The organism is Mesorhizobium sp. M1328 (assembly GCF_040318075.1).
GTDB lineage: Bacteria > Pseudomonadota > Alphaproteobacteria > Rhizobiales > Rhizobiaceae > Mesorhizobium.
In genome coordinates this window covers 524,379-536,813 of the sequence record NZ_JAMYLO010000003.1, presented here as the reverse complement: position 1 = coordinate 536,813, position 12,435 = coordinate 524,379, and the positions used below count along the sequence as shown (strand labels likewise).

General features: G+C 62.8%; 15 protein-coding genes and 1 pseudogene. 8 read left to right on the top strand and 8 right to left on the bottom strand.

Annotation, left to right across the window (positions count from 1 at the left end):
* Positions 1 to 84: 84 nt before the first annotated feature.
* A complete protein-coding gene (locus NKH23_RS11250; protein WP_023674744.1) occupies positions 85 to 249 on the top strand; it encodes a hypothetical protein in 165 nt (54 codons plus the stop codon).
* 51 nt (positions 250 to 300) lie between these two features.
* Here NKH23_RS11250 and NKH23_RS11245 read toward each other — a convergent pair whose 3' ends face one another.
* Positions 301 to 807: a DUF1993 domain-containing protein gene (locus tag NKH23_RS11245; RefSeq protein WP_352714660.1), complete on the bottom strand. Its 507-nt coding sequence runs from the start codon at positions 805 to 807 to the stop codon at positions 301 to 303.
* Between the two features lie 123 nt (positions 808 to 930).
* Here NKH23_RS11245 and NKH23_RS11240 point away from each other — a divergent pair, with 123 nt between their 5' ends.
* Positions 931 to 1,968 carry a DUF1176 domain-containing protein gene (locus NKH23_RS11240; RefSeq protein ID WP_352714662.1) on the top strand — a complete coding sequence of 346 codons (1,038 nt, stop codon included), beginning with the start codon at positions 931 to 933 and terminating at the stop codon, positions 1,966 to 1,968.
* Here the strand turns inward: NKH23_RS11240 and NKH23_RS11235 are convergent.
* The 6 genes and pseudogenes from NKH23_RS11235 to NKH23_RS11210 all read right to left on the bottom strand — a co-directional run bounded on the left by NKH23_RS11235 (position 1,965) and on the right by NKH23_RS11210 (position 6,421).
* On the bottom strand, positions 1,965 to 2,822 hold the full coding sequence (locus tag NKH23_RS11235) for an alpha/beta hydrolase (protein WP_352714663.1): 858 nt from the start codon (positions 2,820 to 2,822) through the stop codon (positions 1,965 to 1,967). The two genes, NKH23_RS11240 and NKH23_RS11235, sit on opposite strands and share 4 nt — an antisense overlap.
* Positions 2,823 to 2,914: 92 nt before the next feature.
* Positions 2,915 to 4,525 (bottom strand): NTP transferase domain-containing protein, encoded by a 1,611-nt coding sequence (locus tag NKH23_RS11230; protein WP_352910821.1) that lies wholly within the window; start codon positions 4,523 to 4,525, stop codon positions 2,915 to 2,917.
* The gene (locus NKH23_RS11225) at positions 4,522 to 5,226 is read right to left on the bottom strand and encodes an XdhC family protein (protein ID WP_352714667.1); all 705 of its coding nucleotides are present in this window, start codon (positions 5,224 to 5,226) and stop codon (positions 4,522 to 4,524) included. The genes NKH23_RS11230 and NKH23_RS11225 overlap by 4 nt, the downstream gene beginning before the upstream one ends.
* A 6-nt stretch (positions 5,227 to 5,232) precedes the next feature.
* Complete coding sequence (locus NKH23_RS11220) at positions 5,233 to 5,571, bottom strand: XdhC family protein (RefSeq protein ID WP_352714669.1); 339 nt, start codon at positions 5,569 to 5,571, stop codon at positions 5,233 to 5,235.
* 25 nt (positions 5,572 to 5,596) lie between these two features.
* Positions 5,597 to 5,837: pseudogene (locus NKH23_RS11215) on the bottom strand (VWA domain-containing protein); the annotation flags it as partial.
* 89 nt (positions 5,838 to 5,926) lie between these two features.
* Positions 5,927 to 6,421, bottom strand: coding sequence for a flavin reductase (locus tag NKH23_RS11210; protein ID WP_352467274.1), 495 nt, complete (start codon positions 6,419 to 6,421; stop codon positions 5,927 to 5,929).
* Positions 6,422 to 6,600: 179 nt separating this feature from the next.
* Here NKH23_RS11210 and NKH23_RS11205 point away from each other — a divergent pair, with 179 nt between their 5' ends.
* Both NKH23_RS11205 and NKH23_RS11200 read left to right on the top strand, forming a co-directional pair.
* Positions 6,601 to 7,674 carry a branched-chain amino acid ABC transporter substrate-binding protein gene (locus NKH23_RS11205; RefSeq protein WP_352714671.1) on the top strand — a complete coding sequence of 358 codons (1,074 nt, stop codon included), beginning with the start codon at positions 6,601 to 6,603 and terminating at the stop codon, positions 7,672 to 7,674.
* 14 nt (positions 7,675 to 7,688) lie between these two features.
* Positions 7,689 to 8,708, top strand: coding sequence for a P1 family peptidase (locus tag NKH23_RS11200; protein WP_352978934.1), 1,020 nt, complete (start codon positions 7,689 to 7,691; stop codon positions 8,706 to 8,708).
* 47 nt (positions 8,709 to 8,755) lie between these two features.
* On the opposite strand, the gene NKH23_RS11195 is transcribed toward NKH23_RS11200, so the two are convergent.
* A complete protein-coding gene (locus tag NKH23_RS11195) occupies positions 8,756 to 9,010 on the bottom strand; it encodes a DUF2171 domain-containing protein (protein ID WP_023674734.1) in 255 nt (84 codons plus the stop codon).
* 247 nt (positions 9,011 to 9,257) lie between these two features.
* Between NKH23_RS11195 and NKH23_RS11190 the strand changes: the two genes are divergently transcribed.
* From NKH23_RS11190 to NKH23_RS11175, 4 genes are read left to right on the top strand one after another with little or no spacing between them, the layout of a single operon-like run.
* A complete protein-coding gene (locus tag NKH23_RS11190; protein WP_352714673.1) occupies positions 9,258 to 9,983 on the top strand; it encodes a DUF2259 domain-containing protein in 726 nt (241 codons plus the stop codon).
* An 11-nt stretch (positions 9,984 to 9,994) separates the two neighbouring features.
* Positions 9,995 to 10,495 (top strand): hypothetical protein, encoded by a 501-nt coding sequence (locus NKH23_RS11185; RefSeq protein ID WP_352714675.1) that lies wholly within the window; start codon positions 9,995 to 9,997, stop codon positions 10,493 to 10,495.
* 59 nt (positions 10,496 to 10,554) lie between these two features.
* Positions 10,555 to 11,862: an adenylosuccinate lyase gene (gene purB, locus NKH23_RS11180; RefSeq protein ID WP_352714677.1), complete on the top strand. Its 1,308-nt coding sequence runs from the start codon at positions 10,555 to 10,557 to the stop codon at positions 11,860 to 11,862.
* A complete protein-coding gene (locus tag NKH23_RS11175; protein ID WP_352714679.1) occupies positions 11,862 to 12,434 on the top strand; it encodes an RBBP9/YdeN family alpha/beta hydrolase in 573 nt (190 codons plus the stop codon). The genes purB and NKH23_RS11175 overlap by 1 nt, the downstream gene beginning before the upstream one ends.
* The last annotated feature ends 1 nt before the right edge of the window (position 12,435 follow it).

Genomic DNA, 12,435 nt, shown 5'->3' with positions numbered 1-12,435 from the left:
GGCTGCCATGCGAATGCTGCACTGCACAATTGTCATGATCTGCCTATATTGACGGCCGTGGAGGTTCAATAAGGGGCTTGAATCATGGGATTCTTCACTGAAATGTTCGCCCGTCCGCGTCCGCGGGAACAGCTGCGCTATCGTGCGGCACTGGCGCTGCTCCATTCGATGAGCAATGCCGATCGCGCCGATATCGGCGTCAAGCCGGCCGATTTCCCGCGCATCGCCCGAGAAATGTCCCTGCGCTAAACAGCGCACCGTGAGATATCCCGCCGCAGCGGGAAATCTCACGAGCGGACCTCAACGCAATCCGAGGAAGATCGACTTGCCCAATGGCACGCCGTTGTGGCGCAGGATGTCGTAGGCGGTGGTCAGGTGGAAATAGAAATTAGGCATGGCGGCATGCAGCAGATACTGCATTCCCGGCATCGAAACCTCGCGTCCCGCAAGCCGCAGTTCGACCATTCTGTCATCTGAACCATCGAATTCGGCTGCCGAGAACGTGGCGAGTAGATCGAGCGTCTTGGCTATGCGCGCCTGCAGATCGGCGAAGCTCGCCTCATTGTCCTCGTATTTTGGCACCTCACGCCCGGCAAGCCGCGACGGCGCGCCCTTGGCGTGATCGGTGGCAATCTGTACCTGCCTGGTCAGCGCAAACATGTCCGGCGCCAGCCTCGCCGTCAGATACACCTGCGGATCGATCTTGCGATCAGCCGCATTTTGCTCGGCAATGTCCAGCACATTGGCTAGTGCCTTCAGCCTCGCCGAAAATACCGGCACGGATGCTTCATACATTGATATGGTCACAAGAAATCTCCACGCGGCCCGACTGCCGACGGCGAGAGGTAGCGCTTTCGCAGGCGATTGTTCAAGCGTCACCACGTCGCCGCAATCGATATGATAGGATTTTTCATCGAGTGGAGGTTCCCGATGAGACGCGCCCTTTTTGCAGCGACCGCTTTTATCTCGCTTGCCGTTGCTGGCCAATCGGCGCTCGCCGCAGACGCGCCTTATATCGACGACAGGTCGAATGCCGAAGCGGTCATCCGGTCGCTTTATAGTGCCATCAGCCGGCACGAATTCGCGCGCGCCTGGGACTATTTCGGCGACACCAAGCCGGCCAAGGATTTCAATTCCTTCGTCAAAGGCTATGACAGCACCGACACGGTCGAAGTCAAAACCGGTGGCGTATCCGAAGATGGGGCTGCCGGCAGCATCTACTACAGCGTTCCGGTCGCCATCCGGGCGACGGCCAAGGACGGCAGCGAGAATGTCTTTGCCGGCTGCTATACGCTGCGCCAGATCAACGCCTCGATCCAGGAACCGCCATTTCGCGCGATCTTCATCGACAAGGGTGCGCTGAAACCGTCAAAGGCCGATTTCGAGGATGCCGTGCCGGCAAGCTGCGGCGAAGGACCGCCGCCGCCTAAGAAGGACGCAGCGCTTGAGCAGGCCAACAAGGCGTTTGCCGCGACTTATGGCGACCAGTGCGACAAGGATCTTTTGGCGCAGGAGCCGGACATTTTCTCGATCCACTATAAGGACAAGGATGCGGCTGCCAGCGATCCCGAAAGCGAAACGCGGCTTTTCCATTTCGCCTGCTCGGCCGCGGCCTACAACGAAAACTCGATCTATTACATGAGCGACGACGTGCTTGGCGTGAGACAATTGCAGTTCGCCGAACCTGAAATGGACATCCGCTACGAGAACAATGACAGCGACGGCAAATTGCTGGGCATGACCATAGTTGGCTTCCAGACCTCCGACTGGGCAACTAATTCCGACTACGACGAAGAGACCAAGACGATCACCACCTTCAACAAATGGCGTGGCATCGGCGATGCCTCTTCATCAGGAACCTATCTGTTCCGCAACGGCGATTTTTCCCTGGTCCAGTACGATGTCGACGCGTCTTACGACGGCGAGGAAAATCCGCAGACGGTCGTCGACTACAACACCGCGCCCTAAGGGGCCTTCGACAACATCCAGTTGAGTGTGCCGCGCCAGTCGGTCATGCGGATCGGTGTGCCATGCGTGCCGGTCTCGAAGCGGACGAAGCGCGTGGGATAGCTCTTCGATTTGGCCAGGATGGAGCGGAAGAAGCCTTCCTGTTTCTCGACCGGAAACACCGGATCCTTGCTGCCCTGGCCGAAGAAGACCGGAACACGGCGCTTGAAGGCCGGGCTTGAGAAGAAACTCTCATCCCACAGCGAGCCGAGCAGCAGCAGCCCGTCGATGCGCCCGCCGGTATCCTTGCGGGAGGCCAGCTTCCAGCACAACGCGCCTCCCATAGAGCCGCAGGCGACGAAGATTTTTGCGCGCGGCGATTGTTCGGCATAGTGGCCGATCAATGCGGCGATCTGGGCGGCACCGGCGTCGCCGAAGTCGGAAAAATCCGGCGACAGATAGAGGCCGCCATTGCCGGCCATCAAGTTCTTGATGCGGTTGAAATTACCGCCGAAGGTGAAGTCGTCGGTGCCCTGCTTACGGCTGCCACCCTGTCCGTGCAGATAAAGTACGATGATGCTGGCGCCCCCGACCTTGCCGACGGCGATGTGGCGGACATTGCCTGCATCGGTCGGCAGCAACAGATCCTGCTGCACCTTACGCACGCCGGTGTCGGTGTATTGCGCATGCACACGACGTTCAGGCACTTCGTCGCGGGCGTTGATGTCGCGCATCTCACGATAATCGATAACCGAATAGGCGCCGTTGTTTTCGGATGAGAGCGTCGCCGGATAGGCGAAGAGATCATCCTTGAAGGGTTTGAGTTCGAGAGCGTTGGCGTAGGCGGCGCAAGAGAGCGGCAAAAGAATCGCCATCAGCAGGGCTGGGAGGCCAGAGGGAGGCAAGCGGAACCGGAAGCAGGAACGAAAGGCCATCCCGCAGCCATGCGTTTTTCGGCTTTGGTTTGTCAATCCTGCAGCACGCCGCCGGCGCTTTCCAGCGCCTCGGGCGTGTCGACATCGACGGCTGCCCCTTCGCCGATCTCGACATCGATGACGTCGAGCCCTTCGGCCTCGACCAGATGGCGGGCACCGGTATCGCCTCCGAGGTGAGCGATCGCGGCGAACAGCGAGCGCGGCAGCACCACCGGGTTGCCGCGCCGGCCATCATGGGAGGCGCGCACCACCGATCGCCATTCGGACTTGCGGAACGCCTCGATCAGCCTGTCGAGGTCGGCCGAGGCGACGCCGGGCATATCGCCGAGGACGATCATGGCGCCGGTGGCGTCTCCGGAAATCTTTGCGATGCCTGCCTTCAGCGACGAAGACAGGCCCTCGGCGAAATCCGGATTGTCCGCGAAGGTCACATCCATGCCCGACAGTGCATCGCGCACGCGCTCGCGCTGGTGGCCGGTGACGACGATGGTGGCCGCGGCTTTCGAAGCGATCGCGCGTTCGGCAGTGCGACGGACCAGCGGCTTGCCGTCGAAGAGCGCCAAGAGCTTGTTCGGCCCGCCCATGCGGCTGGAGCGACCGGCGGCCAGAAGCACGATCTCGACCTTTGGTTCGGCTTTGGCCGGCAATGGCTCGCGCGGCTGCGGCCGCGTCGGAATTTCCATCAACAGCCCGCCGACACCCATGCCGGCAATATCCCTGGCGGTCACGTCGAGACCGGCGATCAGCCGGTCGAGCACCCAGTCGAAGCCGTTCTCCTTGGGGCTGCGGGCGCAGCCTGGCGCACCGATGATGCGCTTGCCGCCTAGAGTGCCTAGCACCAGCAGATTGCCGGGATCGACCGGCATACCGGCGCGGATGACAGTGCCGCCTGCCTTTTCGATGGCAGCGGGAACGACGTCGCCAAAATCGGCCATCGCCGAGGCGCCGAAGATAACCACCATATCGTTGTCACGGATCAGCGAGGCCGCAGCCTCGGCGACGGGAATAATTTCATGCGGCGTTCGACGCTCCGCCGTCAGCCTGCCGCCCGAACGCGCCAGGCGTGCTTCGGTGACGCGCAGCGTCTTATCGAGTACGCTGGGTTTGATGCCGGGCAGCACCGTCTGGATGACGCCGACGCGCACCGGCTGATAGGCGTTGACGGCAAAGATCTCGCCGCCGGCGCAGATCCTTGCCACCGCATCGACCAAAGCGGAGGCGACCGCAAACGGAATGATCTTCACCGTTGCTACCATCTGACCTTTTTCGACCGGCGCATGCTGCGCGAGCGTGGCGATGGTGATCGTCGGATCAACAGCGTTGATAGCGTCGATCATCGCCGCGTCGACGGTGAACATGCCGGCAGCGTGCGCGTGGAGGTTGACCCTGCCGGTCGCGGCGGGCTTCGCCTCGATGTTGCGGTGGACCATACATGCGGCGATCTTTTCGGCGGCCGCATCCTCGCTAAGATCATCGGGCGCCAACACCGCCGCGACGACCTCGGAAATGCCAGCGGCCTTCAACAGGGACAAATCCTCGGCGCTTAGCCTGTGCGCCTTGCGGAAGCGGCGCTCTCCGGCTGTGGTGGCGTGCGCAAGCACTGCCCCTTCGGCCGCATCGATCGCAACGGGACCAAATTTCACGCGACCGCGCCTTTGGATTCGAGGCCGCGGGAGCGAAAGGCGTGGATCGCTTGCGCCAAGACCGCGACGGCGATCTCGGCCGGGCTGGCGGCGCCGATGTCGAGGCCGATCGGGGCATGAATGCGAGCGATCTGGTCGGCGGTCGCCCCCGAAGCCAGCAGGCGTTCCACACGTTTGGTGTGGGTCTTGCGGCTGCCGAGCGCGCCGACATAGAAGCAGCCGGCGTCGAGCGCCGCCTTCAGCGCGAAATCGTCGATCTTCGGATCGTGGGTGAGAGCAGCCAGCGCCGTATAGCTATCGAGCGGCTGACGCTTCAGCACATCCTCCGGCCATTCGGCATGCAGCGCGATGTCGGGAAAGCGGTCGGACGTGGCAAAGGCCGTGCGCGGATCGATGATCTCGACAGGATAGCCGGCGATCCTGGCCATCGGTGCCAGCGCCTGGCTGATGTGGACGGCGCCGATCACCACCAGGCGCGGCTGCGGCAGATGTGCGTTGAGGAAGAACGTCCGCCCCTCAGCTTCGACCGAACCGGAATTGCCCGTGCGAAATGCCTTGGCGATGGCCGCCCCGAGTTCGCCGGCTACCCGGTCGCCCTCGCGCACGACACGGTCGCGGCCGTCGCCGAGGTCGGTGACCAGGATCGCCGCGCGGCGTGCGCGGCGTTCGGCGTTGAGTGTCTTCAGCGCGTAAGGATCCATCGAGAATCAGCCCAGCCTTTCGACATAGACCTTGATGCGGCCGCCGCAGGACAGGCCGACCTGCCAGGCGGTTTCGTCGGCGACCCCGAACTCCAGCATCTTCGCCTTGCCGCTATCGATAACATCGACCGCCTCGGTCACCACGGCGCCTTCGACGCAGCCGCCCGAGACGGAGCCATGGAAATTGCCTTCGGCGTCGATGACCAGGTGGCTGCCGACGGGACGCGGTGCCGAACCCCAGGTTTCGACCACGGTGGCGATGGCGACATCCTTGCCGTCCTTCATCCAGCTCTCCGCGATGATCAGCGGGTCGCGGGCCTCATCGAGATAGATGCTGTGTTCCATGATTTTCTCCCAGGGAGACATGTGGTTATGCCACGCGCTTCGCACCAGCCTCGATCCATCTGCGCGGGTCGACCGAACGGACCGAATTTTTTATCCAGCGACGCACAGAGATCGGCGAGCGCATCGAGATTGTGCACCGAACGGAATTCGTCGACATGCGGCAGCATCGCCTTGACGCCGCGGGCACGCGCCTCGAAGCCGTCGAAGCGCAGCAGCGGGTTCAACCAGATCGGCCGCCGGCAGGATTTATGCAGCCGTTCCATTTCTCCGACAGGCGTCTCGTCGATCGTCCGCGGCGCCGGACACTGTTTCAACTCGGTCATTCTGTCTCCGTGGGCGCGGCCATCTAAAGCCTCTACAGAGCGTGATAGCCGCGGTTGTGATAGATCAGTGGCCGCAAATTATCGCCGATGCGCAAACCTGTCACGTTGCCAAAAAGCACACGGTGCGTGGCCAGATCCTTGGTGTCGACCAACTCGCAGTCGAAGACGGCAAGGGCGCCCTTCAACGTCGGTGAACCGGTCGAGATCACATCCCATTCGGCCAGCGCGAAACGCTCCTCGACCGGTAGGCCGGTAATGCCGGAAAAGCCGATCGACAGCGGCTCCTGATCCGAAGCCAGCGTGTTCAGGGCAAATTTGCCGTTTTCCACGAACGGCTCGTTCTTGGAATTTTCACGATTGAGGCAAACCAGGATGGTCGGCGGCGTGTCCGACACCGAGCAGGCCGCGATCACCGTCGCGCCGCGCCTGCCGGCGGGGCCATCGGTGGTGACTACATGTACATGGCCGGCAAAATGGGCCATCGCGTCGCGGTAGGCCTGCGGCCCGATGTCATTCTTCTTCAGCACCGATGATTTCCACTAGTCAGAACCAACCGTTATATATGGCGGGATATTGCATGCCACAAGCGAAGTGCTTGAGCTATATCCCGAATTCCCGTGTTGCGCCAAAGCTGGCCAGCCTTTAGGTCTTGACGGCATTGGCGCCGGCAAAACACGCGATCGGCGCGGAGGAATTCTTCGCTCGCATGCGACCTTGGACAACCACGATAGCGGTGCTGGCCTGGCTCTCGGTCGCCTGCAGTGCAAATGCCGAGACGCTGCTGGTCGGCGTCGCGGCACCTTTGTCGGGGCCGTCGGCTATGCTCGGCAAACAGATCGAGGCAGGCGCGAAAATGGCGGCTGAAGCTGACGGTACCGAGATCAGGACGATCGATGACGCCTGCACGGCCGATGGTGGCGCCGCCGCAGCGAGGGAATTCGCCGCGGCGAAAGTCAATGTCGCCGTCGGTTTTCTCTGCACCGACGCAATCGAGGCGGCGCTGCCGATCCTGAAGGACGCTGGCATCCCGGTGATCACCGTCGGCGTCCGCACGGAAAGCCTGACCGACCGGCGCGCCAAGACGGGATGGCCGATCTATCGTCTCGGGCCGCGCGGCGACGACGAGCGCAATGCCGTCGCAGCCATCCTCACCCGCCTATGGCAGAACGAGCTGTTCGCCGTCGTCGACGATGGCACCATCTACGGCCGCGAAATGGCCGAGACGTTTCGGGCAGCCGCCGAGCAGGCGGCTCTGAAGCCGGTGTTCGTCGACACGTTCCGGCCGCAGCTCGACAACCAGATCGGCCTGATCGGCCGGCTGAAGAAAGCCGGCGCAACGCATGTCTTTGCCGGCGGCGACGGCGATGATGTCGCCATTATGGGCCGCGATGCCGGCCAGCTCGACACCGGCATGGTGTTTGCCGGCGGCGAAGCGTTGCGGGCGCCGCTCGGCGACGCGCCTTATGCCGCCGGCACGCTGATGATCGCGCCGCCCGAATGGGCCGATGTCGCCGACCCCAAGGTGCTGCAAAGCTTTGCCGGACAAAACATCGTGCCGGAAGGTTACACGCTGCCCGCCTATGCCGCGGTCGAGATCGCCAAGGCGGCCTCAGCATTGACGCAAAGCTCCGGCGAGAGGCTGGCCAACGTGTTGACCGCGCACGACTTCACCACGGCGATCGGACCGATCCGCTTTGACGAAAAAGGTGACCTGACGCAAAATCCTTATCGCGCCTACCGTTTCGACGGCGGCCGTTTCGTGCCGGTGGAGAGCCAATGATGTCCAGCACAGGGATGTTCCATACGGGTCCGCGCAATCTCATCACCGACGTCGCCGGCCTGCGTGTCGGCAATGCGGCTAATGCCAAGCTGAAATCCGGTGTGACCACCGTTGTCTGCGACGAACCGGCCGTCGCCGGCGTGCAAATCCTGGGCGGTGCGCCGGGCACCCGCGAAACCGACCTGCTCGAGCCGCACAATTCGATCCACGCCATCCATGCCGTGGTGCTTTCGGGCGGCTCGGCTTTTGGCCTTGACGCCGCGTCGGGGGTGCAGGCGTCATTGCGCGAAAGAGGCATCGGCGTCGAGGTCGGCGGCTTTCGGGTGCCGATCGTGCCGGCGGCGATCCTGTTCGACCTGCGCAATGGCGGCGACAAGGATTGGGACCGGTATCCGCCTTACCGTGACCTTGGCTACGAAGCCGGGCAAGCCGCCGCGATCGACTTTGCGCTCGGCACTGCCGGCGCAGGTAGCGGGGCTTTGAGCTCCGGCCTGAAGGGCGGGCTCGGCTCGGCCTCGACAGTGCTGGACAGCGGCGTCACCATCGGCGCGCTCGCCGCCGTCAACCCAACCGGCTCGGTGACGGTCGCCGGGACCCGCCATTTCTGGGCGGCGCCGTTCGAGATCGGCGACGAGTTCGGCGGCTTAGGCTATCCCCACCCGATGCCTGACGATGCCAGAAAGATCCTGCTGAAGTTCCGTGACAGGCATGCCGGAGAGCAGGCGGAAACCGGCGCCAACACGACCATTGCCGTGATCGCCACCGATGCGGTACTCACCAAGGCCGCCGCCAAACGCCTGGCGATATCAGCGCATGACGGCTTTGTCCGTGCCATCTGGCCGACGCACACGCCCGCAGACGGCGATCTGGTCTTCGCGCTGGCAACGGGCAAGAGCGGCATCGAGCTCGCACCCAACGATGCCATCGATCTCTACGCCGCGGCCGGCGCCACGATGGCGCGGGCCATCAGCCGCGGCGTCTTTGCCGCGACGCCGGCCGAGGGCGATCTGTTCCCGGTCTGGTCGTCGCGCTGACCGCGCCACGCTCATTCGGGTGAGCCGTAATCAGACTGGACTTATGATCAGGTGGGTTCGGATTTTTCTTCTTCGAACGTGACCGCAACATCCGAGTTTGCTGAGAGCCGCACCTTCTGGCCCTCGACCTCGGCGACAAGGCTGAGAGGAATGAAGTGGTGATGGCCCCTGTGAGCGCCCTCGCCGCTGTCGCGCTTGGTCAGCTTGATACGATCTCCGTCAACCTTGTCGACGGTACCGACATGGACGCCGTCGGCGCCGATCACTTCCATACGTTCGCGAATCTTGGCTGCATCTGTCATGGGGGTCTCCCTTAGAGCGCCGCGCGTCCTTTTGAACGCGCAAAGGACGCTCTAAACATTTTTAATCAATGCACCGTGCCTTCCGAAAATCGATCCTGATTTTCGGAAGGCACGATGCGGTGAAGCTGCCGACAATAACAAACGACGGCCGGATTGGATGCATCGACTTTGTGTTTCAGTCAGCACGATCTTTTGACGGCATCGTGATAGGAATTTAACGGCGTCGACCGCCTGAATGGAAAGCCCCATGCGAAATCTTGCCCTGTTTGCCGTCTGCCTGCTTGCCCCGCTTGCAACCTTGGCCGCCGCCCACGCAGGCGATGTCGCCGAGCTTGAGATCCTCGGCTTCAGCCGTGATGGCGGGGTCTTTGCCTTCGAGGAATACGGCGTCCAGGACGGATCGGGATTTCCCTATGCGAACCGCTATTATATCGACACGGCCGACGACAGTTTCCTGAAGGGTTCGCCGATCCATGTCCGGCTCGACGACGAGAATGCCGCGGTGGACGCAGCGCGGCTGCAGGCCCGGCAAAAGGGCGAAGCGATCGTCAGTCAGGCGGAACTGACGGCAAATCGCGGCATCACCGCCGGCCTCAACCCGGTGACCGAGCTTTCTGCCGATCCCTTCCGGATGGTGGTCAATCCGCGCCCGATCTTTTCGCCGGTCGACGATCCGCTTGAGTTCCGGCTCGACCAGATCGGCATGAATGACACCGAACGCTGCCAGAGCCAGGGCGAGATCAATGGCTTTCGCCTGCTGCGCATCGAGGCGAAGGACGGCGGCCAGACGAGGATTATCCACGAGGACAAATCGATCCCGCAAAGCAGAGGCTGTCCGAATGGCTACCAGATCGGCGCGGTTCAGACATTTTCGCTGGATAGCCTCAGCGCCTATGCCGTGCTGATCGCGGTGCGCCAATACGGCTTCGAAGGGCCGGACTATCGCTGGATCGCGGTAACCGGTCGCCTTTGACGTTCCCCGCCATGCGCTATAGCGCTCTGCGCCGTCTCCGCCGCGCTCTGCCGTCGCTGCGCGCCGCATTTGCCGGTGCCTTGCTGTGGGCCACAGCGATGGGCGCCAGCGCGCTGCTCAATCTGCTGCAGTACGATTGGGAGACCCCGGCAAAGATCCGCTTCGTCTCGCTGCTTTATGCTGCCGGCGGTGCGCTCGCTTTCCCGATTGGGCTGTTCCTGGCGCGGCTCGTCTCGCTCGGACGCCACTGGGAGATCGCCCTCGCCGCCGCCTTCGTCTGCCTTCTCGCAGCGACGATCGCCTGCACCGGCGGCCTCTTTGGGCTGCAATACCGCTCCTACTATGTCCAATGGCATGCGCCCGTGTTCACCATCACCTGGGTTTTCCAGTTCGTGTTCACGATGTTGACGGCACTCTATCAGTTCGTCGTCCTCGGCATCCGGCTGTATTTTCCGCTCGGTTTCATTGCGCTCGCTGTCGCCAGTGTCTGGTTTGCACGCCAGCAACGTTGAGCATTTTGCCTGCCTCTGTTAGGACGCGGGCAAATGCTCTCGCAAGTCAGGACCGACTGATGATCCCTCGCTACTCCCGGCCGGAAATGGTGGCCATCTGGTCGCCCGAAACCCGGTTCCGCATCTGGTTCGAGATCGAGGCCTACGCGTGCGACGCATTGGCGGAGCTCGGCGTCATCCCGAAGGAGGCCGCCAAGACCATCTGGCAGAAAGGCGGGGCGGCGAAGTTCGATGTCGAGGCGATCGACGAGATCGAGCGCGTCACCAAGCACGATGTCATCGCCTTTCTCACCCATCTTGCCGAATTCGTCGGGCCGGATGCCCGCTTCATCCACCAGGGCATGACATCCTCCGACGTTCTCGACACCTGTTTTGCCGTGCAGCTCACCCGCGCCAGCGACATCCTGCTGGCCGACATTGACGGGCTGCTTGCGGCGCTCAAGCGCCGCGCCTTCGAGCACAAGGACACGATCACAATCGGCCGCAGCCATGGCATCCATGCCGAGCCGACCACCTTCGGCGTCAAGCTGGCGCAGGCCTATGCCGAATTCTCGCGTTGCCGCGAGAGGCTGGTGCACGCACGCGAGGACATCGCCACCTGTGCCATCTCCGGTGCGGTCGGCACCTTCGCCAATATCGACCCCTATGTCGAAGAATATGTGGCCAAGAAACTCGGACTGAAACCGGAGCCGGTGTCGACGCAGGTGATCCCGCGCGACCGCCATGCGATGTTCTTCGCCACTCTCGGCGTCATCGCCTCGTCGATCGAGCGGCTGGCGATCGAGGTGCGCCATCTGCAGCGCACCGAGGTGCTCGAGGCAGAAGAGTACTTTTCACCCGGACAGAAGGGTTCGTCGGCGATGCCGCACAAGCGCAACCCGGTGCTGACCGAGAACCTCACCGGCCTTGCCCGCATGGTGCGCTCCTTCGCATTGCCGGCAATGGAGAATGTGGCGCTCTGGCACGAGCGCGACATCTCGCATTCCTCGGTCGAGCGCATGATCGGGCCCGACGCGACGGTGACGCTCGATTTCGCGCTCTCACGGCTGACCAGCGTTGTCGATAAACTGCTCGTCTACCCCGACAACATGCTGAAGAACATGAACAAATTCCGCGGCCTTGTGCATTCGCAGCGCGTGCTGCTAGCGCTGACGCAAGCCGGCGTTTCGCGCGAGGACGCCTACCGGCTGGTGCAGCGCAATGCGATGAAGGTATGGGAGCAAGGCGCTGATTTTCTTGAGGAACTTCTGGCCGACAAGGACGTTGTCGCAGCCTTGCCCGAGGCCGAGATCCGCGAGAAATTCGACTTGGGCTATCATACCAAGCACGTCGATACGATCTTCAGCCGAGTGTTTGGAGAAGCCTGATGATTTCGGCGGCCGGAGATTTCGATTTCCTTGCCCTGCCCGGGCGCGGCAATTCCGGGCCAGATCATTGGATGTCGCATTGGTGCCGGGTGTTCCCCAATTCGAGCCGCGTGCTGCAGGCTGAGTGGGACCGGCCGAAGCCTGAAGACTGGATCGGCCAGGTAGATGCCGCGGTGGCCGCCGCACCGCGCCGCATCGTGCTGCTTGCGCATTCGCTAGCGGTGGCGACGGCGGTGAAGTGGGCTGCTAGCGCCAGTCAAAGCCAACTCGACAAGGTCGCGGCGGCATTCCTGGTTGCCGCGACCAATGTCGAGGATGCCGATCCCTCATTCGACGCGGTGCGCCCGTTCGCGCCGATGCCGCTGAAGCGCCTGCCCTTCCCGACATTGGTGGTGGCGAGCCGCAGCGACCCACGCGTCACCTTCGACAAGGCGACCGTTTTTGCCGCCGCCTGGGGCGCGGATATCGCCGATGCCGGCGATCTTGGCCATATGGGGAACGAGGCCGGCCTCGGCTTATGGCCAGCGGGCCTGCTCATGCTTGGCCGCTTGCTCGAAAAAGCAAACCTCTAAC

Bases quoted from the DNA above. Each gene is read 5' to 3' on its own strand.
- NKH23_RS11240 (WP_352714662.1), top strand. From the start codon at position 931: ATGAGACGCGCCCTTTTTGCAGCGACCGCTTTTATCTCGCTTGCCGTT.
- NKH23_RS11185 (WP_352714675.1), top strand. From the start codon at position 9,995: ATGCGCTATAGCGCTCTGCGCCGTCTCCGCCGCGCTCTGCCGTCGCTG.
- NKH23_RS11175 (WP_352714679.1), top strand. From the start codon at position 11,862: ATGATTTCGGCGGCCGGAGATTTCGATTTCCTTGCCCTGCCCGGGCGC.
- NKH23_RS11200 (WP_352978934.1), top strand. From the start codon at position 7,689: ATGTTCCATACGGGTCCGCGCAATCTCATCACCGACGTCGCCGGCCTG.
- NKH23_RS11195 (WP_023674734.1), bottom strand. From the start codon at position 9,010: ATGACAGATGCAGCCAAGATTCGCGAACGTATGGAAGTGATCGGCGCC.
- NKH23_RS11205 (WP_352714671.1), top strand. From the start codon at position 6,601: ATGCGACCTTGGACAACCACGATAGCGGTGCTGGCCTGGCTCTCGGTC.
- NKH23_RS11250 (WP_023674744.1), top strand. From the start codon at position 85: ATGGGATTCTTCACTGAAATGTTCGCCCGTCCGCGTCCGCGGGAACAG.
- NKH23_RS11220 (WP_352714669.1), bottom strand. From the start codon at position 5,571: ATGGAACACAGCATCTATCTCGATGAGGCCCGCGACCCGCTGATCATC.
- purB (WP_352714677.1), top strand. From the start codon at position 10,555: ATGATCCCTCGCTACTCCCGGCCGGAAATGGTGGCCATCTGGTCGCCC.
- NKH23_RS11235 (WP_352714663.1), bottom strand. From the start codon at position 2,822: ATGGCGATTCTTTTGCCGCTCTCTTGCGCCGCCTACGCCAACGCTCTC.
- NKH23_RS11225 (WP_352714667.1), bottom strand. From the start codon at position 5,226: ATGGATCCTTACGCGCTGAAGACACTCAACGCCGAACGCCGCGCACGC.
- NKH23_RS11190 (WP_352714673.1), top strand. From the start codon at position 9,258: ATGCGAAATCTTGCCCTGTTTGCCGTCTGCCTGCTTGCCCCGCTTGCA.